The organism is Kitasatospora sp. NPDC127035, assembly GCF_042726075.1.
GTDB lineage: Bacteria > Actinomycetota > Actinomycetes > Streptomycetales > Streptomycetaceae > Kitasatospora.
Genome location: NZ_JBHXDN010000022.1, coordinates 60118 through 78305 on the forward strand (window position 1 = coordinate 60118; position 18188 = coordinate 78305).

Annotated in this window: 18 protein-coding genes; 11 read left to right on the top strand and 7 right to left on the bottom strand. The window is 76.0% G+C overall.

The annotated features are described in order from the left end of the window. Nucleotides 1–4: 4 nt before the first annotated feature. Together ACFWIC_RS17760 and ACFWIC_RS17765 are read right to left on the bottom strand one after the other, a co-directional pair. Nucleotides 5–808, bottom strand: coding sequence for an MBL fold metallo-hydrolase (locus tag ACFWIC_RS17760; RefSeq protein WP_380519297.1), 804 nt, complete (start codon nt 806–808; stop codon nt 5–7). Nucleotides 809–983: 175 nt separating this feature from the next. Continuing rightward, nucleotides 984–2360, bottom strand: coding sequence for an MFS transporter (locus tag ACFWIC_RS17765; protein WP_380519299.1), 1377 nt, complete (start codon nt 2358–2360; stop codon nt 984–986). 100 nt (nt 2361–2460) lie between these two features. Between ACFWIC_RS17765 and ACFWIC_RS17770 the strand changes: the two genes are divergently transcribed. Together ACFWIC_RS17770 and ACFWIC_RS17775 are read left to right on the top strand one after the other, a co-directional pair. Next, complete coding sequence (locus tag ACFWIC_RS17770) at nt 2461–3558, top strand: DUF5937 family protein (RefSeq protein ID WP_329951120.1); 1098 nt, start codon at nt 2461–2463, stop codon at nt 3556–3558. A 167-nt stretch (nt 3559–3725) separates the two neighbouring features. Further along, the gene (locus ACFWIC_RS17775) at nt 3726–4661 is read left to right on the top strand and encodes a PhzF family phenazine biosynthesis protein (protein ID WP_380519301.1); all 936 of its coding nucleotides are present in this window, start codon (nt 3726–3728) and stop codon (nt 4659–4661) included. Between the two features lie 118 nt (nt 4662–4779). Here ACFWIC_RS17775 and ACFWIC_RS17780 read toward each other — a convergent pair whose 3' ends face one another. Then, entirely contained in the window at nt 4780–5340 is a 561-nt protein-coding gene (locus ACFWIC_RS17780; RefSeq protein ID WP_355405252.1) for a hypothetical protein, read from the bottom strand. Between the two features lie 132 nt (nt 5341–5472). Here ACFWIC_RS17780 and ACFWIC_RS17785 point away from each other — a divergent pair, with 132 nt between their 5' ends. Next, nucleotides 5473–6702 carry a phosphotransferase family protein gene (locus ACFWIC_RS17785; protein ID WP_380519302.1) on the top strand — a complete coding sequence of 410 codons (1230 nt, stop codon included), beginning with the start codon at nt 5473–5475 and terminating at the stop codon, nt 6700–6702. Between the two features lie 88 nt (nt 6703–6790). Here ACFWIC_RS17785 and ACFWIC_RS17790 read toward each other — a convergent pair whose 3' ends face one another. Together ACFWIC_RS17790 and ACFWIC_RS17795 are read right to left on the bottom strand one after the other, a co-directional pair. Beyond that, complete coding sequence (locus ACFWIC_RS17790) at nt 6791–7249, bottom strand: ferredoxin (RefSeq protein ID WP_380519304.1); 459 nt, start codon at nt 7247–7249, stop codon at nt 6791–6793. Next, nucleotides 7246–8487 (bottom strand): cytochrome P450, encoded by a 1242-nt coding sequence (locus tag ACFWIC_RS17795; protein WP_329951115.1) that lies wholly within the window; start codon nt 8485–8487, stop codon nt 7246–7248. The genes ACFWIC_RS17790 and ACFWIC_RS17795 overlap by 4 nt, the downstream gene beginning before the upstream one ends. A 446-nt stretch (nt 8488–8933) precedes the next feature. Between ACFWIC_RS17795 and ACFWIC_RS17800 the strand changes: the two genes are divergently transcribed. From ACFWIC_RS17800 to ACFWIC_RS17825, 6 genes are all read left to right on the top strand, one after another. After that, entirely contained in the window at nt 8934–10019 is a 1086-nt protein-coding gene (locus ACFWIC_RS17800; protein WP_329881805.1) for an S-(hydroxymethyl)mycothiol dehydrogenase, read from the top strand. Further along, nucleotides 10016–10651 (top strand): MBL fold metallo-hydrolase, encoded by a 636-nt coding sequence (locus ACFWIC_RS17805; RefSeq protein ID WP_329881806.1) that lies wholly within the window; start codon nt 10016–10018, stop codon nt 10649–10651. Before ACFWIC_RS17800 ends, ACFWIC_RS17805 begins: the two co-directional genes overlap by 4 nt. Nucleotides 10652–10857: 206 nt before the next feature. Further along, nucleotides 10858–11259: a TIGR03618 family F420-dependent PPOX class oxidoreductase gene (locus tag ACFWIC_RS17810; RefSeq protein ID WP_329951114.1), complete on the top strand. Its 402-nt coding sequence runs from the start codon at nt 10858–10860 to the stop codon at nt 11257–11259. A 233-nt stretch (nt 11260–11492) separates the two neighbouring features. Further along, nucleotides 11493–12755 carry a cytochrome P450 gene (locus ACFWIC_RS17815; protein WP_380519306.1) on the top strand — a complete coding sequence of 421 codons (1263 nt, stop codon included), beginning with the start codon at nt 11493–11495 and terminating at the stop codon, nt 12753–12755. Between the two features lie 82 nt (nt 12756–12837). After that, a complete protein-coding gene (locus tag ACFWIC_RS17820; protein WP_329951112.1) occupies nt 12838–13002 on the top strand; it encodes a hypothetical protein in 165 nt (54 codons plus the stop codon). Further along, nucleotides 12995–13183, top strand: a complete 189-nt coding sequence (locus ACFWIC_RS17825; protein WP_329951111.1) for a hypothetical protein — start codon at nt 12995–12997, stop codon at nt 13181–13183. The genes ACFWIC_RS17820 and ACFWIC_RS17825 overlap by 8 nt, the downstream gene beginning before the upstream one ends. On the opposite strand, the gene ACFWIC_RS17830 is transcribed toward ACFWIC_RS17825, so the two are convergent. Both ACFWIC_RS17830 and ACFWIC_RS17835 read right to left on the bottom strand, forming a co-directional pair. Continuing rightward, nucleotides 13156–14340 carry an alpha/beta hydrolase family protein gene (locus ACFWIC_RS17830; RefSeq protein ID WP_380519308.1) on the bottom strand — a complete coding sequence of 395 codons (1185 nt, stop codon included), beginning with the start codon at nt 14338–14340 and terminating at the stop codon, nt 13156–13158. The two genes, ACFWIC_RS17825 and ACFWIC_RS17830, sit on opposite strands and share 28 nt — an antisense overlap. A 160-nt stretch (nt 14341–14500) precedes the next feature. Then, nucleotides 14501–15793, bottom strand: a complete 1293-nt coding sequence (locus ACFWIC_RS17835; RefSeq protein ID WP_380519309.1) for a DUF5685 family protein — start codon at nt 15791–15793, stop codon at nt 14501–14503. A gap of 221 nt (nt 15794–16014) precedes the next feature. On the opposite strand from ACFWIC_RS17835, the gene ACFWIC_RS17840 reads away from it, so the two are divergent. Next, complete coding sequence (locus tag ACFWIC_RS17840; protein WP_329881813.1) at nt 16015–16578, top strand: XRE family transcriptional regulator; 564 nt, start codon at nt 16015–16017, stop codon at nt 16576–16578. Then, nucleotides 16575–18173 (top strand): MFS transporter, encoded by a 1599-nt coding sequence (locus ACFWIC_RS17845; RefSeq protein WP_329951108.1) that lies wholly within the window; start codon nt 16575–16577, stop codon nt 18171–18173. Before ACFWIC_RS17840 ends, ACFWIC_RS17845 begins: the two co-directional genes overlap by 4 nt. Nucleotides 18174–18188: the final 15 nt, after the last annotated feature.

Here is an 18188-nt window from a genome sequence, read left to right on the forward strand (position 1 = left end):
CGTCTCAGCCCCAGGTCATCTCGCCCTTGGCGACCTTGGTCCCGAGGTCGACCGCCAAGGTCATGCCCAGCTCCGGGAACCTCCGCTCCAGCGCCTCCTTGGCGGACGCCGCGTCCGGCGCCCGGCCGACCTCCGTCTCGAAGGCCCGCAGGTAGTCCCGGGTGTGGTCGATCGGACCGGTGTCGGTGGGCGAGCCCGCCGACCGGTGGCCGGCCGCCACGAACTCCGGTTCGAGCACCGCCATGTCGTCGAGCAGGCCGATCCAGGCCGCGCGCTGCTCCGGGGTCGGGGTGTCCGCCGTCCACACGTGCAGGCCCTGGAAGAGCAGGACCCCGCCCAGGACGGCGCGGTGGTGGTGCTGCCACAGGTAGTGCCGGTCGGGCAGGTGGAAGTCGGCGCCGCGCAGTTCGAACCGGTGTCCCTCGAAGACCAGCTCGTCGTTGTGCAGCACCTCGGGGCGGACCAGCCGGGTGGGCAGCTCGGGGCCCAGGTGCTCCCAGGCCGCGAGCTTGGTGTCGAAGGTCTCGTCGATGTGCTCGACGGTCAGGGCGGAGGCCAGGAACCGGGCCTCCGGGAAGACGTCCTGCACCTCCTGGGCGCCGAAGTAGAAGTCCGGGTCCCCGTGGCTGACGAACACCGTGGTGAGGCGCTTGCCGGTGGCCCTCACCCGCTCGGCCAGCCGGCGCCCGTCGGACCGGGTGAACCCCGCGTCCACCAGCAGGGCGTCACTCGGGCCGGTCACCAGCACGGAGGTCTTGTTCAGGGAGCTGTCGGGGCTGTCGATGATCTCGAAGTCGAGGGCGCTCATGCGGGGTGTCCTTCCTCGCGGCCGGGCGCGTCGTCCCGCGCGGAGTGCGTCCACGCGTCGCCGCCCAGCATCGGCGACCGCGCGCCCGCCCGCACCCCGGGGCGGGCCGGCGGGTGGACGGCCCGGGGGCTGAGGGGCGGGAGGCCGAACGGTCGAACGGCCGGGCGGTCGGGGGTCACCCGGTCGGGGCGAGGCGGGTGACGGCCGCGGCGGCGAGCAGGGTGGTGGCGGCGAGGACCCCCCAGAGGAAGCCCGGGCCGACGGCCAGCAGGGCCGTCAGGGCCGCCGGAGCCAGCGCGCGGCCGACGCCCATCGACAGCTCCCAGCGGGCCAGCGCCCGGCCGAGCTGCTCCGGCGGTGCGGTGGCGGCGACCAGGGCCGTCCCGGAGCCGGAGTAGAGGATCTCGCCGAGGGTGAAGAGCACCGAGACGGCCGCCACGGTCGCGGCGCCTGCCGTGCCGCCGAGCGTTCCGGCCGCCCAGAACCCCAGGTACGAGAGCGCGAGGGCGGCGCCGCCGGCCGCCAGCACCGCGCGTCGGGACCGGTCGGCGAGGCGGAGCACCAGAGCCAGCTGGAGCGTGATCACCAGCACCGTGTTGCCCACGAACACCCCGGACGACCAGGCGGGGGAGGCGTGCAGGTGCAGCACCAGCAGGGCGGGCAGCGCCACCTCCAGCACGTCGAAGGAGAACGAGTAGGGAAGGTTGGCGAGGCTGAGCAGGGTGATCCGCCGCAGCTCGGGGCCCGTCGCGGCCGGGCCGGAGGGAGCGCCGCCGGCCTTCCCGGTGGCCACGGTGCCGCCGGTGCCCGGGGCGTCGGCCGCGCCGGGCGGCCGGCTCGTGTCGACCCGCAGGGAGTGGACGAGGACCGCCGCGACCAGGCAGGCGACGGCGGTCACCCCGGCGAGCAGCCGGATCGTGCCCGAGCCGCCGGCCACCGCCAGGGTGGCGAGCAGCGCGCCCGCGCCCAGACCGGCGTTGCGCAGCGTCCGGCCGGCCGCCAGCGCGGCGTCCCGGGTGCGGCCCTCGGTGAGCGTCGAGACCACGGCGGCGTGGGTGGTCGGCCAGGACTGGCTGCCGACGCCGAGCAGCACGGCGGCCGCGGTGAAGCCGGCCACCCCGTCGGACAGCAGCAGCGTCAGCGCGCCGGCCGCCCGGACCAGCAGGGTGGCCGCCGCCGGGAGGCTGCGGGCGCCCCGGTCGATCCAGCGGCCGGTGAGCGGGAGGACCAGCAGGCCGACGACCATGCCGGCCGACATGGCCAGGCCGGCCGTCCCGGCGTCCAGGGCCAGCACGCCGATGCCGTAGAGCAGGAGGAACGGCCGGAGCAGGCCGGTGCCGAGGGCGTCGACGACGAGGGCGGCGGCGTAGCGGCGACCGCCGGCGGCGGTGAGCAGGGAGATCAGGGCGGCCGGGCCCGCGGGGCCTTTCGGGCCCGGCCGACCGGCCGGAGGCTCTGCCGGAGCCGGATCCGGAACGGTGCGGGGGTCGGGGACGACGGTCGGGACGGGTGGCGCGGGCTGCTGCCGGGCCGGGCTCTGGAACGGGGTCATGGCCGGTACCGTCCGCCCGGACCCCGCGCGCGGGCACGTCGATTGACGAGTACCGTCAATCGACGCGGGTCCGCCGGCGGGCGGGTGGCAGGATCAGGGCGTGAGCCTGACCATCGACATCACCTCCCTGCCCGACGAGCGCCTGATCTTCACCCCCTCGCCGCTGGCCGAGATGAGCGCGATGCTGCACGTCCTCGGCGAGCCGGCGCACCATCCCGAGCGGCACGGGTGGGCGGCGAGCACCACGGCGTCCATCCCGCCCGCACTCGCCGAGCGGCTCGCCGAGGCGGACTTCCTCTGGCGCTCCTCGCGCGCCGACTTCCTCGTCCCCGGAATCCCCGGCGCCACCCTCGCCGACGAACTGGACGCCGTCGACCGGATCGACGACGAGCAGTACGTCCGGGCCGCGCTGGTGCTGACCTGCGGGGCCTCCCGCCTCGCCCACCGGATCACCTCGCCGCTCACCGACCCGGTGGCGCAGGAGCGGGCCCGCGAACTCGCGCTGGCGCGCGGCCCCCGGCAGGCCGACTTCGCGGACCGGCTGCTCACCGACCCGACGGCGGTCCGCGCCCTGGTCCGGCGGATGCTGGAGGACTGCGCGGAGGCGTTCTTCGCCGACGCCTGGCGGCGGGTGCTGCCCGACCTCGCGGCCGACGCCCGGCGGAAGACCGACCTGCTGGTGCGGCGCGGCGCCGCCGAGGCGCTGGCGGCGGTCTCCTCCTCGGTGGCGCTGGAGGACGCCGGCGGGGGACGGCGCCGGATCGTCGTCGACAAGTTGCAGGACAACGCCACCAACGGGGCCGGCGCCGGCGGCGTCACCTTCATCCCGACGGCGTTCGGCCGGCCGCACCTGGTGGTGGTGCACACGGCCGGGTGGCGGCCGGTGGTGCAGTACCCCCTGGCCGAGGACGGCGTGCCCGAGCCCGTCTCGCTGGCCGTCGTCCAGCAGCGGCTGGAGGCGCTCGCCCACCCCGTCCGGCTGCGGCTGGCCCGGACCATCGCGCGCGGGCCGCACACCACCGGCGAGCTGGCGGCGGCCTGGCAGCTCAGCGCGCCCGAGGTGTCCCGGCACCTGGCGGTGCTCCGCAAGGCCGGGCTGCTGGTCACCCACCGGCGCGGGCGGTACATGCTCTACCGGCTCGACCTGGCGGGCAGTGCCCGGCTCGGGACCGACCTGCTGGAGGCGGTGCTGCGCTGACGGCGGGCCGTGGTGACGGCACGGCGTCATGACGGCGCCGCGTTGACGGTGCGGCGTTGACGGTGCGGCGTGCGGAACACCGGGGCCGGCGGGCCGCGTGAGGGGTCGGCCGCCGGACGGGGACGGCGATCGGGAACAGCGGCGTGACCTGCCACGTTCTTGCGGACATGACCAGTGACGCCGTGTCGGCGACCCCCCTGACTCCCGAGACCTCCGCATCCGCCGGGGCCGCCGGGCCCGAGATCCTCCGCTACGCCGCGTTCGCCACCGACCCGGGCGGCGGCAACCCGGCGGGCGTGGTGCTGGACGCCTCCGGGCTCTCCGCCGAGCGGATGCTCGCCCTCGCCGCCGAGGTCGGCTACTCGGAGACGGCCTTCCTGGTCCCCGCCGGGGCGGGCGGGGCCGAGGTCGAGGCCGGGGCCGAGGGGCGTTACACCGTGCGGTACTTCAGCCCGCTGACGGAGGTGCCCTTCTGCGGCCACGCCACCGTCGCCTCCGCCGTCGCCCTCGCCGAGCAGGTCGGTCCCGGACGGTACGTCTTCGTCACCGCGGCGGGCGAGGTCCCGGTCGAGGTCGACAAGGGCGCGGACGGCACGCTGCGCGCCACCCTCACCAGCGTCGAGCCGTACGTCGAGGAGGTGGGCGGGGCGGACGTCGCCGAGGCGCTCGCGCTGCTCGGCTGGGCGCCCGGGGACCTGGACGCCGCGCTGCCGCCCCGGATCGCCTACGCGGGCGCCCGGCACCTGGTGCTGGCCGCCGCCACCCGCGACCGGCTGGCCCGACTGGCCTACGACTTCGACGGCCTGGCCGCCTTCATGACCGCGCGTGACCTGGTCACCGTCCAACTGGTCTGGCGCGCCGGCCCCGAGGTCTTCCACGTCCGGGACCCGTTCCCGGTCGGCGGTGTGGTCGAGGACCCGGCGACGGGCGCGGCGGCCGCGGCCTTCGGCGCCTACCTGCGCGAACTCGGCGCCGTCGCGGACCCGGTGGTCCTCACCCTGCACCAGGGCGAGGACCTGGGCCGCCCGGGCGTGCTGCGGGTGGAGCTGCGCGAGGAGGACACCCGCGTGCGGGTGTCCGGCGCGGCGGTGGCGATCCGGTAGGCGGTGCGGCGGCCGGCCCGGCCGGTGGCGGTCCCCGTTCGCCCCCCCGCGGGGGGGCGAAACGGGGAACGAGTAGGGACGAACAAGGACAAGTGGGGTGCGAGCGCGCGGTGGGGTGTTACACCGTGGGCGGGCACACCAGCGTGCTGGTGACGGCGGGGGTGGGGACCTCCGCGCCGTCGTGGGACAGCGTGCCCAGTGCGTACTCGTAGTGGAAGTAGTGCGGGGCGAAGTCGACGACCGGGTGGACGGTGCAGTCGGAGGTCGCGGGGTAGCGGAAGGACAGCGTGATGGTCCGGCTGGTCCCCGGATCGATCGGCACCTGGGGCGAGGTCAGGTTGAGGATCACCCGGCTGCTCTGGTAGTCGCACAGGCTCACGTCGCCGGTACATCCGACGAACTCCGCGCGCGCACCGGTTGCGGGCTGCGGGCCGACCTCGACCATCGGCAGCCACAGGTAGAGGAACTGCACGGCAGTGGTCTGCGGATTGGTGAACGTCACGGTCAGGTTGGCGACCTGGCCGGGTGTCACCGTGGCGTGGTCCACACTCAGGGCGAAGTGCGGCGCCAGGACGGCGGGCGCGGCGGTGGCCTGCCCACCGAAGCCCATCAGGCTGAGGAACAGGACGAGTGCGGCGACGAGCCCCGTGCGCTTCGTCGCCGAAGTGGTTGTCTGCATGGCTGGGTAGCGTAGGCAGCCGCGCCCGCCGCGTCTGCCCCGCACCCGGAGAACCGGCCATGATCCGCACCGGCCCCGGACGGGGCGGTAAATCGCTCGCGCGGATGGGATGAGCTGGGGGAACATGCCCGGATGCGAGCGAACGGTCGGACGGTCAGCGTCCACCTCACCCACGGGGACGACTACCTGGGCCCGGTGGGCCCCTTCGAGCTGGCGGAGGCGTGGTGGTCGTCGGCCGGGCCGGTGGCCGAACGCGTCGCGGCGGAGGTCGGGGTGCCCGTGGTGGTGGTCCGGCTCACCGGGGTGACGGGCGGTGAGGGGGGCGGCGGCGGACACACCGTCTACCACGTGGAGACGTGGGAGCGCCCGGCCGCGGCGGCGCCGCGGCCTGCGGAGCCCGACGTCGCCGCACTCCTCGGACCCGCCGAGCGGCGGGCGGGCTGGGCCACGCCGTCCGGGCTGCGCGAGGCGCTCGCCTGGGCGGAACGGGAGCTGGCCGCGGCCGGCCGCCCGGCCACCGGTCGGGCCGAGCAGGTCCGGACGTGGAACCTGTCGGGGCTGTTCCGCTTCCCGACCGCCGCCGGACCGGCCTGGCTGAAGGTGATCAACCCGGCGTTCAACGCCCGGGAGGCGGACGTGATCGCGCTGTTCGGGGCCGTGGACCCGGCGCTGGTGCCGTCGGTGATCGCCGCCGACCCCGGCGCCGGCCGGCTGCTCATGGACGAGGTCGCCGGAGAGGACTGCTGGGGCCCCTCGGAGGCGGAGGTGGCCGGCGCCGTGTCGCGGCTGGTCACCGCCCAGGCGGTGCTCGCGGCCGACGGCCGGGCCGCCGCGGCCGGTCTGCGCGACCGGACCCCGCGCGCGCTCGCCGCCGGGGTCGACGGCCTGTTGGACCGGTTGGAGGCCGAGTCGGACCTGACGGCCGACGAGCTCGCCGCCGCCCGGGTGCTCGCCGCCCGGCTGCCCGCCCTGGTCGAGGAGCTGGCCGCCTGCGGGCTGCCGGAGACCCTCGTCCACGGTGACTTCCACCCCGGCAACTGGCGCTCCGACGGCGGGGATCCGGTGGTCATCGACTACGCGGACTCCTGCCTCGGCCACCCGGCCATGGACGGGATGCGGCCGCGCGCGTTCGTGAGCGAGGAGGGGTGGGCGCAGGTGGTCCGGGAGTGGGCGGGCGCGTGGCGGGCGCAGCTCCCCGGCTGCGAGCCGGAGCGGGCCCTGGACCTGGTCGGCCCGCTCTACCACCTCGCGTACGCGCTCCGGTACCAGGAGTTCCTGGACCACATCGAGGTGAGCGAGCGTCCGTACCACGAGGGCGACCCGGCCTCGGAGGTCCGGCAGGCACTGCGGGCGGCGGGCTGACGCCCGACGGGTGCGGTGTCCGCCGTGCGGCCGTCGGCGCTCCGGGCCGGGGGCTCCGACGGCCGTGGGCGTTCAGGCCGGCCCGGGATCAGTCGGTCGGGCTGATCGGGCGGCCGTCGTGCGCGGCGTACAGGGCGAGTGCCTCCACCGGACAGAAGTCGACCGCGTCGGTCAGCTCCGGTGTCAGGTGTTCTCCGGCGAGACCTTCGGGGAGGTGGCCGGAGAACTCCCCGGAGAACTCCGCGGCGAGGTCGTCGTCGGCGTCCGCGAACGGGCCGTTCAACGGCCGGGCGAGCCCGTCGGCGCCGAGGGTCAGGGAGCCGGGTGCGGTGTTCGCGCACATGGCCGAGCCGATGCACCGGTCCCGGTTCACCCGGACGACCACCACCGGCTCGGCCGCGTGCGTGGCGACCTGGGCGGCAGTGGCAGTGGTGGCAGTGGTGGCCGAAGCAGCAGTGGCGGGGCCGTGAGCCGGTCCCGGCCCCGAGCCCGTCCGAAGGTCCGGCTCGGTGCCCGGCTCGGTGGCCGGACGGCCGGCGGCCGTCACCAGGCGACCTGGAGGCTCTGCGGGCTGCGGGTCAGCAGACCGCGCCGCCAGTCGATGGCGTCCGCCGGTTCGGCGAGCCGCAGCGAGGGGAGCCGGCGGGCCAGCCGGTGCAGCGCGAGCTCCAGCTCCATCCGGGCCAGCCAGGCGCCCAGGCAGTGGTGCGGACCGGCGCCGAAGGTGAGCATCGGCCCGGCGAGCGGGGAGAACAGCTCGGTGAGCAGGTCCCCGGTGAACACCGACGGGTCGGTGTTGGCGGCGTCGGTGCTGGCGGCGACCACGCTGCCGGCGGGGATCAGCACGCCGCCGATCTCCACGTCCTCGACGGCCCGCCGCAGCAGGCCGGGCAGGACGTCGGCGTCCCCGAGCGGGACGGCGCGCAGCAGCTGCTCGGTCGCGGCGGCGGCGCTCCGCTCGTCCGAGGCGAGCTGCCCCCAGGCGTCCCGGCCGTCGCCGAGCAGGTAGACGACGGCGTTGCCGAGCGAGGTCATGGTGGTCTCGTGCCCGGCCACCACGAGGCCGATCACCAGCGAGACCAGTTGCTGCTCGGTGATCCCCGGGGTCTCGGCGGCGGCCGCGAGCAGGCCGCTCACCAGGTCGTCGCCGGGGGCGGCGCGGCGTTCGGCGATGAGGTCGGCGCCGAAGGCGGCGAACTCGTCCATGGCGGTCCGGATCGCCTCCGCCGAGTAGGCGGAGGTGGAGAGGGCGTGGTCGCTCCAGTGCGCGAGGCGCTTGCCGTCGAGGCCGTCCAGGCCCATCAGGCGGCTGATGACGGCGACCGGCAGCGGGCGGGTGTAGCCGGCGACGACGTCGGCGGGGGAGCCCTGGTCGATCAGCTCGTTGAGCAGACTCTCGATCACCGAGGCCACCCACGGGCGCCAGCGGGCCGTTGCCCGGGGGGTGAAGGCGCGCTGGACGGTGCGGCGCAGCCGCTGGTGTTCGGCGCCGTCTATGTTGAGCATGCTGGACGGGTCGTCGAGCAGGTTCGGGGTGCGGGAGACCGGCGGGGCGCCGGGCGCGTAGAGCGTGGACCGGCCCAGGCGCTGGTCGGTGAGCACCTTGCGGACGTCGGCGTGTCGGCTGACCAGCCAGACCGGGGTGCCGGTGGGCAGCGCGGCCAGCCGGGGCGGGCCGGGTGCGAGCAGGCGCAGGCAGTGCAGGGGCGGCAGCACGGCGGACGCGGTTCCGGGGTTCGGGTCGGTGCCGGTTCCGGCACCGGTGGCACTGTTCTCGGCGGACATCCGTACTCCAGACTCCAGGGCGGTGGCCGCGGGGCGGCGGCCGTGCGGGGGGTGGATCCGGGCGGTGCGCGGGGACGGCAGGGCGGTTGGCGATGTGCCGGTCGGCCAGGTTCGGTTCGACCGTACGTGGGCGACGGGCCACAGTCAGCTACGATTCCAGCCAACGCCGGGGCGCCGAGAGCACGTTGACGGGCGCTCGGCAGCGCTCGCGCGCCCCTGCGGGCGGCCGGTTCCGCCCGCCGCACGGACCGGTTCCGCCGTCCTCCCGGCCCCCGCGCCGAACCCGGCCCCGGGTGCCTCCGATCCCGTGGTGAGCCGGATCACCGGAGCCGTTCCACGGAAGGCCGCCGGGCCGGACGCTAGGCTTCGTGGGCGAGTCGTCGGACTCGCGTCGACGCAGGTCAAGCCGGTTGCAGAGTCGCGCCGGCCGACGGAGGTGGAATCGGATGGCCCAGCAGGTCAAGGCAGTCATCGCGCGTGCCAAGGGCGCGCCCGTAGAGGTGACGACGATCGTCGTCCCCGATCCCGGGCCGGGTGAGGCGGTGGTGCGGATCCAGGCCTGCGGTGTCTGCCACACGGACCTGCACTACCGCGAGGGCGGCATCAACGACGAGTTCCCGTTCCTGCTGGGCCACGAGGCCGCAGGCATCGTCGAGTCGGTCGGCGAGGGCGTCTCCGAGGTCGCTCCCGGTGACTTCGTGATCCTCAACTGGCGCGCCGTCTGCGGCCAGTGCCGCGCCTGTCGGCGCGGGCGGTCCCAGTACTGTTTCAACACCCACAACGCCAAGCAGCGGATGACCCTGCTGGACGGCACCGAGCTGTCCCCGGCCCTGGGCATCGGTGCGTTCGCGGAGAAGACGCTGGTCGCCGCCGGCCAGTGCACCAAGGTGGACCCGGCCGCCGAGCCGGCCGTCGCCGGCCTGCTCGGCTGCGGCGTGATGGCGGGCATCGGCGCCGCCATCAACACCGGCAACGTCGGCCGGGGCGACACGGTCGCCGTGATCGGCTGCGGCGGCGTGGGAAGCGCGGCCGTGCTCGGCTCGCGGCTCGCCGGCGCGGCGAAGATCATCGCGGTGGACATCGACGACCGCAAGCTCGCCACCGCCGAGAAGCTCGGCGCCACCCACACCGTCAACTCGAAGGACACCGACCCGGTCGAGGCGATCCGTGAGCTGACCGGAGGCCACGGCGCCGACGTGGTCGTCGAGGCCGTCGGCCGGCCGGAGACCTACCGGCAGGCCTTCTACGCCCGCGACCTGGCGGGCACGGTCGTCCTGGTCGGCGTGCCGACGCCCGAGATGCAGCTGGAGCTGCCGCTGCTGGACGTGTTCGGGCGCGGCGGCGCGCTGAAGTCCTCCTGGTACGGGGACTGCCTGCCCTCGCGGGACTTCCCGATGCTGATCGACCTCTACCTCCAGGGCCGCCTCGACCTGGGCGCGTTCGTCACCGAGACCATCGAACTCGACGCGGTGGAGCAGGCGTTCGAGCGCATGCACCACGGCGACGTGCTCCGTTCGGTGGTGGTCCTGTGAGCGGCGCGGCCCGGATCGACCGGCTGGTCACCGCCGGCACCTTCGAACTCGACGGCGGCAGCTGGGAGGTGGAGAACAACGTCTGGATCGTCGGCGACGACGCCGAGGCCGTGGTGATCGACGCGGCCCACGACGCCGAGGCGATCGAGGCGGCGCTCGGCGGGCGACGGCTGGTCGCCATCGTCTCCACCCACGCGCACAACGACCACATCGACGCCGCTCCCGCGCTCGCCGAGCGCACCGGCGCGCCGGTCCTGCTGCACCCGGACGACCTCCCGCTGTGGAAGCTGACCCACCCCGACCGCCTCCCGGACGGCGAGCTCGCCGACGGCGGGCGCATCGAGGTGGCCGGCACCACGCTGACCGTCCTCCACACGCCCGGCCACGCCCCGGGGGCGGTCTGCCTCTACGCCCCCGACCTGGGCACGGTGTTCACCGGCGACACCCTCTTCCACGGCGGGCCCGGTGCCACCGGCCGCTCGTTCTCGCACTTCCCGACCATCATCGACTCGATCCGGGACCGGCTGCTGACGCTGCCCGGGGAGACCGTCGTCCGGACCGGCCACGGCGACCCGACGACCATCGGCGCCGAGGCACCCGCCCTCGCGGAGTGGATCGCCCGCGGGCACTGACCCGGGGGAGCCGCCGCAGGGGTGACCGTGCGGCGGCGTGGACGCGGCCCGGTGCGCCCCGCACCGGGCCGCGCGCGTGCCCGGCTGCGGCGGTGCGGGCCGGACCCGCACGGGCCGGTCCCGCCGGGCGGCCGGGACCGACGGCGCCGGAGGAAGCCGGTGCCCGGTGGGCGGGGCGCCCGGTCCGGCGACGTACGATCGCGGGCATGGCCCATGATCCACGCGAGCTCGACGAAGCCTTCCTCGCCTTCTGGCAGGAGCGGCACATCTCCACGCTGACCACCCGGCGGCCCGACGGGACGCCGCACGTGGTGCCGGTGGGGGTGACGTACGAGCCGGAGGCGGGGATCGCCCGGGTGATCAGCAGTCGGACCAGCCGGAAGGTGCAGAACGTGCTGGCGGCCGGGGCGGAGGGCATGCGGGTGGCGGTCTGCCAGGTGGACCGGGCCCGCTGGTCGACGCTGGAGGGCGTGGCCGTGGTCCGGGACGAGCCGGCGGAGGTCGCCGAGGCGGTGCGGCGCTACACCGAGCGCTACCGCGAACCGCGGGTGAACCCGGACCGGGTGGTCATCGAGATCGCCGTCGACCGGGTGCTCGGCCGGGCCTGAGACCGCCTCGACCGCCGGACGTGCCTCCGGGGTCCCCCGGCGAGCCCGTCCCCCGGCCCGTCCCCCGGCGCCGGCGTGTCCCTCACCGCCTCCGGCGGTGGGGAGGCGTGCTTGTCGGGTCCACCGTCCGCTGGCAAGCTGTGGCGGGATCGCCCCGGAGTGCACCCGGGGCCCCGGGGCACGGTTCCGGCCGCACCCCCCGCAGCGCCTGACGACGCCTCAGGAGGCCCTCCGTGGAACGCGACCGCTGCCCCGTCCGGCTCGACCCGGGCGGCCGTGACATCCACGGCGAGGCCCGCCGGGTCCATCAGGACGGTCCGGTGGCCCAGGTGGAACTCCCCGGCGGCGTGGTCGCCTGGTCGGTGGGCAGCCAGCGGCTCGTCAAGCAGCTGCTGGCCGACCCGAACGTGTCCAAGAACGCCCGGCAGCACTGGACCGCCTTCGCCGCCGGCGAGATACCCGCCGACTGGCCGCTGATGCTCTGGGTCGCGGTCGAGAGCATGTTCACCGCGTACGGCGCCGACCACCGACGGCTGCGCCGCCTGGTGGCCGGCGCCTTCACCGCCCGGCGCACCGAGGCGCTGCGCCCGCGCGTCGAGGGGATCGTCACCGGGTTGCTCGACGGCCTGGCCGCCGTCGCCGAGCCCGGCCGGGCCGTCGACCTGCGCGAGGGCTACGCCTATCCGGTGCCGATCCAGGTGATCTGCGAGCTCTTCGGGGTGCCAGACCACCTGCACGAGGGTCTGCGGAGGTGCGTGGACGGCTTCTTCGACACCACCATCACCCCCGAGGACGCCCACGCCAACGGCGAGCGGGTGTACGTGCTCCTCTCCGAGCTGGTCGCGATCAAGCGCGAGACGCCCGGCGACGACCTGACCAGCGGGCTGATCGACGCGCGCGACGCGGACGGCGACGGCGGCTCGCTCACCGAGAAGGAGCTGCTGGACACCCTGCTGCTGGTGCTCAGCGCCGGGCACGAGACCACGGTCAACCTGCTGGACAACGCCATCCACCTGCTGCTCACCCACCCCGAGCAGCTGGACCTGGTCCTGAGCGGGAAGGCGGGGTGGAGCGACGTGATCGAGGAGACCCTGCGGGTGCAGTCCCCCGTCGCCAACCTGCCGCTGCGCTACGCCGTGGAGGACATCCGGGCGGGCGGGGTGCTGATCGGCCGGGGCGAGCCGATCCTGGCCGCGTTCGCCGCCGCCGGGCGGGACCCCGAGGTGCACGGCGCCGACGCGGACGTCTTCGATCTGCGGCGCCCCACCAAGGACCACCTGGCGTTCGGCCACGGTGCGCACTTCTGCCTGGGCGCTCCGCTGGCCCGGATGGAGGCGCAGATCGCGCTGCCGGCCCTCTTCGAGCGGTTCCCGGACCTGGCGCTGGCGGCGGGGGCCGGCCTGGCGCCGGTGGAGTCCTTCATCTCCAACGGGCACCGGCACCTGCCGGTGGTCCTGGTCCCGTCCGCCCCGGGCGCGGGCCGGGCCGACGGCTGACACCCCGGGGCCCCGGGGGCGGGAGGCGGCGGGAGTGACGGGTGTTTATCGCGCGTTGATCGCCGTCGCCTAACGTCGGGGCATGAACGAGGGAACGACGGGGGACCAGGGCGTGCGGGCCCTGGCGGAGGGCCGGATGACGGCCGAGGACACCGACCGGTTCCGGGTGCTGCTGGCCCGGCTGGAGGATTCGCTGGCGGCCGACCGGCGGTCGGCGGGGGCGAGATCGGTGGCCCGGGATGTCTGAGGCCGGTGGCGGCCGTACCCGGGGAGCCGAGGTGCTGCCGCTCTGGGTGCGCGGTCCGGAGCACGCCGGGGGCGAGTTGCGGGAGGCGGTGCCGGCCGGCGCCGCCGGGCCCGTCGCGGGCGCGGCGCCGGCCGGACCGGCCGGTGAGGCGGGCTACTTCACGAAGCGGACGTCGGGGTAGGCGCGGGACGGCCGGTCGAGCAGCGGGCCCGGGCGGTCGCGCAGGTGCCGGTCGAGGAACGCGCCGAGGTAGGCGCGGGTGGCGGCCAGCGCGCGGGTGCCGCGGATCGTGCCGAAGCTCTCGTCGGCGAGCTCCGGCGGCAGCTGGTCGCGGACGCCGAACGCGTCGACCTGCCAGTGCACGTCCGAGAAGGAGAGGTGTCCTGCCTCGGGCAGGTCCAGCCAGCGGCGCCAGCCGCCGAGCCGGTTCCAGGTGTCCTCCCAGTTGGCCGTGGATTCGGCCGAGCCGCCGAGCCGGGCGCTCAGCAGCAGGACCGGCCGGGAGAGGCCCTCGGCGGGCGGGACGAAGACGGTGCCGTCCAGGTCGGCGGCGGCCCGGATCCGGCCGTCCTCGCGCATCGCCTCCAGGGAGCCGGCCCCGCCGAGCGAGTGGCCGGCGGCGCCGATCCGCGCCGGGTCGATCGAGAGGCCGCGCACCGGGCCCCTGCCCGGGGCGGTGAAGCGGTCGATCACGAACCGGAGGTCGCGGGCCCGGCTGCGGGAGACGTCCACCCCGAAGGCCCACGGGTCCTCCGGCTCCCCGCAGATCAGGCAGGGCTCGATCCGGCCGTCGGGGAACTGCACGGAGGTCTCGTAGGTGTGGTCGACGACGGCGACCGCGTAGCCGCGGGAGGCGAGGTCCTCGGACAGGGCGGTCAGCGAGGTGCGGCTGTTGCCGAAGCCGGGGGAGAGCACGACGAGGGGGAGGCGCCCGCGGGCGGGCGGCGCGTCGGCCAGGGCGTTGGTCCGCACGGTGCTCGCGTCGAAGAGGCCCCGGTACAGGGCGTGGGACAACTCCGGTGACACGTAGGCCGGGTGGCTGCCGCGGGTGGTGCCGGCCGGGTACCGGACGGTGACCATCAGTTCGCGGGACGGCGTGCCGGCCCGCCACGGATCGGGCCGGCTGTCGTCCACCAGACGGACGTCGGTGACGCCGACCGGCTGATGTCCGGTCGGGGCGGGGACCCGGGGCGCGCCGCCGGCCGGGGGGCGGTGGCCGGCGGCGCCGGGGGTCGGGGCGGGGGGTGCCGCGGCGGCGGCCGGACCGGCGAGGGTCAGCAGCAGGGCGACGGGCAGGCCGAGCAGGGCGGCGGAACGCCACCGAGTGGTCTTGGACATGACGCCACGTTAGGTCGGGTCCTCCGGGCGGCACGTCGGCCCGCCGGTGGACGGCGGCTACGCCGGGAGGCGGACCCGGCGCGGCCGCCCGTACGCCGGAGGTCCGGGGCCGGGTCCGCCCGTGGTGGGGGGCGGCGGGCCGGTGGCGGCCGGCCGGGGCTCAGCAGTCGCAGCCGCACCCGTCGCAGCCGCACCCGCAGTCCGAGCAGCAGCTGCTGTTCTCCCCGCAGCACTGGCAGCAGTCGCAGCAGTCCGAGCAGTTGGAGCAGTCGCACTGGTGGCACCAGCCCTCGCGGCGTTCGCGGGAGAACGGGTCCTCGTGCTCGCAGCAGCACAGTTGGCACGTGCAGGCCATCAGGGCCCACATGGCGCAGCCGGCCAGCAGGTTGCGGCGGTCCGGCGGTGGGGCGCCGGGCGGGGTGAAGCCGGGGCCCTGCGGGATCCAGGGCGGGACGGGCGCGCCCGGGCCCTGCGGCGGGGCCTGGTCCGGGTCGTGCCGGGGCGGTGCTTGGTACGGGTTGGAGCCGGCGGGCGCGGTGCCGGGTGCGCCGGTCGCCCCGGAGCCGGTCCTGGTGCGGCAGGCGGCGGTGTGCGCGGCGGGGCCGAAGACCCGCTCGACGGCGCGTTCGGTCTCGTGGGCGAGCAGGACGTGCACCAGGGTGCGGTCGGTCAGGTCGACCTCGGCCAGTGCGAGGCGGATGCCGTGCACGGCGTCGCGGCAGAGGCGTTCGGCCTCGGCGCGGTCGGTCCCGGTCGCGGTGAGCGGGTTCCACGCGCCGCTCGCGGCGTCGGCGGCCTCGTCCTCGGCGGCGTCCAGCAGGTGCGCGAGGCGGCCGAACAGCCGCCCGGCCTCGGTCAGCGGTGCGGCGTTGCCCGGCCGGCCGGCCAGGACGGCGGTGTGCGCGAAGGCCGCGGCGGTGGCGCTCTCGGTGGGCTCGGTGACCAGCAGGACGGACCCGCCGACCTGCAGTCCGCGCTCCAGTTCGCCCTGGCGGGCCGCCGCGTCGAGCAGGACGGCGGTGTCGAAGCCGACCACCGACGCGCTGCCCGCGCTCCGCCGGTCCCACCGCCGGGTCACCGCGCGCGCCCCGGCGGCGACCGGGCGGCGGGCGAAGACGCCGTCCCGGTCCTCGACGTGGTCGCGGATCTTCACCGAGGCGAGGGTCAGCGAGACGGCGGCGGCGAGCCGGGCGCCCTCGCCCCGCGCGACGGAGGCGGTCCGCATGCCGCGCAGCGGGCAGGGCCCGGCGGTCCGCCGCCCGCCGGGGGCGTCGGCGGCGGCCTGGGCCTCGACCAGGACCGAGATGATCAGACCGTCGTAGTTGGTGGCGGTTCGGGCCAGCTGCCCGTGGTCGTCCCGTAGGGCGAGGCAGAGCCCGCAGAGGTGGGCCATCCACGTGGCCTGCAACCGTTCGGAGAGCCGGTGCCGACACGGTCTGATGATGCCGAACATGTGATCCCCCGTGATGCGCGTGGGCCGTCCGGCCCATGGTCGCGGACATCATATGATCGGCGGCCGGTGTCGCAGAAGCCCAGGTCGGCCACCGTGAAGCCCGGGTCGGCCACCGTGCCGTCCCCCGGCGCCGGCGGGAGTGCACGGCTCCGCCACCCCGCCGTGGGACGGCCGGCGGGAAGCCCCGAAGCGGATCCCATATCCGGGATAGCATCGCGGATATGGGAATCGAGACGGCCGCCGACGAGCGGCTGGCAGGGCGGTTGGCCGAGTTGCGGGTCGAACGCGGGTGGACGCTGGAGGAGTTGGCACGGCAGGCGGACGTCAGCCGGTCGACACTGTCCCGGGTCGAGCGGGCGGAGGTGAGCCCGACGGCGGCGCTGCTCGGACGGCTCTGCGCCGTCTACGGGCGGACCATGTCGCGGCTGCTCGCCGAGGTGGAGTCGGCGCCCGCGCGGCTGGTGCGGGCCGACGAGCAGTGGGTCTGGCGGGACGAGGCGACCGGGTTCGTCCGGCGGTCGGTCTCACCGCCGCACGGGTCGCTGCGCGCCGAGATCGTGGAGGGGCGGCTGCCGGCCGGCGCCGACATCGCCTACGACCGGCCCTGCGCGCTCGGCGTGGAGCACCACCTCTGGCTGCTGGAGGGCCGGTTGGACCTGACCGTCGACGGGGAGGCGCAGCCGCTGGCGGCCGGCGACTGCCTGCGGTTCGTCGCCGAGACCACCCGCTTCCGTTGCCCCGGCCCGGAGGACGCCCGGTACGCGCTGGTGGTGGTCGTGCCGTGACGGCCACCACCGACCGCGCGGCGTCCACCCCGCCGGTCAAGGAGCGCTTCGACGCCGCCGGGCGGCGCGTGCTGCTGGTCTGCGTCGCGGGCGGCTTCACCACCCTGCTCGACCAGTCGGTGCTCAACACCTCGATCCCCGCGCTGCGCGAGTCGCTGCACGCCCAGCCCGCCCACCTCCAATGGATCGTCGCGGGCTACTCGCTGGCCTTCGGACTGGCCCTGATACCCGGGGGGCGGCTCGGCGACGTCAAGGGCCGCAAGTGGTTCTTCGTTTCCGGGCTCGCCCTGTTCACCGTCGTCAGCCTGCTCTCGGCGTCCGCCACCGAACCGTGGGTGCTGGTGACCGCCCGGCTGCTCCAGGGTGCCGGTGCCGGACTCGTGAACTCGCAGATGATCGGGACCCTCCAGGACGTCTTCGGCGGCCAGCTGCGGGCCCGTGCGCTCGGCCTCTACGCCGTCACCGGCGGGCTGGCCTTCGCACTCGGCCCGCCCGTCGGCGGCGCGGTGCTGGCGGTCGTCGGACCGGAGTACGGCTGGCGGATCACCTTCCTGCTCAACGTCCCGTTCGGGCTGGCCACCGTGCTGCTGGCCGCCCGCTACCTGCCGCGCCCGCGCCCCAGCGCGCGGCACGCCGACCTCGACCTGGTCGGCCTGCTGCTGGTCGCCGCGCTGACTCTCGCGCTGATGCTGCCGTTCGTCCAGCCGCCCGGCTGGACCGGCTGGCTCGGCTTCGCCGCCGGGGCGGTGCTGCTGCTCGGCGCGCTGGCCTGGTGGCAGCGGCGCTACGCCCGGGCCGGCGGCCACCCACTGATCCACCCGGCGCTGATCCGCTCGGCGCCGTACGCGCTGGGCACGGCGGTGGCGATGGCCCAGTTCGGCTCCTCGCTGGCGGCCGGGCTGGTGCTGACGATGTTCCTGCAGGACGGCCTCGGCCTCTCGCCGATGGGGGCGGCCCTGGTCTCGCTGCCCTCGGCGGTGGCCATGGGATTCGCCTCGGCGGTCGCCTGGCGGGTGGTCCAGCGGTTCGGCCGGCGGACCGTCACCGCCGGCATGACCGGTTCGGCGCTGGTGATGCTGGCCGGCGGCCTGGTCGCGCACTGGGCTCCGGCCGGGCCGCTGCCGTGGCTCCTCGCGCTGCTGCAGCTGCTGGGCGGCGCGGCGGTCGGACTGATGACGGCGACCAACCAGGCGTACGTACTGCGCCACGCGCCGTCCGAGGCGGCCGGAGTGAGCGGGGCGATCCTGCAGATGGCGCAGCGGATCGCGGCGGCGGTCAGCATCTCCGCACTCTCCGGCGTCTACCTGCGGGCGACGGGCGACGGCGGCGGACACCGGGCCGCGTACGCGTGGGCGACCGCGGTCTGTGCGGCGGTGGCCGGCCTGGCGGTGGTGGCGTCGATGCTCGCCGGCCGGGCCGCGGGACGGGACGGCGGGACGCGGACCGGTGAGGCTCCGGAGCGGCCGGCGGAGGAGACGCGGGAGGGGGGACCCGGATCGGGGGCGGGGGCGTCGGCCTCGGCGCCCGGAGCGGCGCAGGCTCCGGCCTCCGGCGCGCCGTCCGGATCCGCCTCCGGTGCGGGACCGGGGAATTGAGCGGCGGGCGAACGG

Bases quoted from the DNA above. Each gene is read 5' to 3' on its own strand.
- ACFWIC_RS17760 (WP_380519297.1), bottom strand. From the start codon at position 808: ATGAGCGCCCTCGACTTCGAGATCATCGACAGCCCCGACAGCTCCCTG.
- ACFWIC_RS17765 (WP_380519299.1), bottom strand. From the start codon at position 2,360: ATGACCCCGTTCCAGAGCCCGGCCCGGCAGCAGCCCGCGCCACCCGTC.
- ACFWIC_RS17775 (WP_380519301.1), top strand. From the start codon at position 3,726: ATGACCAGTGACGCCGTGTCGGCGACCCCCCTGACTCCCGAGACCTCC.
- ACFWIC_RS17780 (WP_355405252.1), bottom strand. From the start codon at position 5,340: ATGCAGACAACCACTTCGGCGACGAAGCGCACGGGGCTCGTCGCCGCA.
- ACFWIC_RS17785 (WP_380519302.1), top strand. From the start codon at position 5,473: ATGCGAGCGAACGGTCGGACGGTCAGCGTCCACCTCACCCACGGGGAC.
- ACFWIC_RS17795 (WP_329951115.1), bottom strand. From the start codon at position 8,487: ATGTCCGCCGAGAACAGTGCCACCGGTGCCGGAACCGGCACCGACCCG.
- ACFWIC_RS17800 (WP_329881805.1), top strand. From the start codon at position 8,934: ATGGCCCAGCAGGTCAAGGCAGTCATCGCGCGTGCCAAGGGCGCGCCC.
- ACFWIC_RS17810 (WP_329951114.1), top strand. From the start codon at position 10,858: ATGGCCCATGATCCACGCGAGCTCGACGAAGCCTTCCTCGCCTTCTGG.
- ACFWIC_RS17820 (WP_329951112.1), top strand. From the start codon at position 12,838: ATGAACGAGGGAACGACGGGGGACCAGGGCGTGCGGGCCCTGGCGGAG.
- ACFWIC_RS17825 (WP_329951111.1), top strand. From the start codon at position 12,995: ATGTCTGAGGCCGGTGGCGGCCGTACCCGGGGAGCCGAGGTGCTGCCG.
- ACFWIC_RS17830 (WP_380519308.1), bottom strand. From the start codon at position 14,340: ATGTCCAAGACCACTCGGTGGCGTTCCGCCGCCCTGCTCGGCCTGCCC.
- ACFWIC_RS17835 (WP_380519309.1), bottom strand. From the start codon at position 15,793: ATGTTCGGCATCATCAGACCGTGTCGGCACCGGCTCTCCGAACGGTTG.
- ACFWIC_RS17840 (WP_329881813.1), top strand. From the start codon at position 16,015: ATGGGAATCGAGACGGCCGCCGACGAGCGGCTGGCAGGGCGGTTGGCC.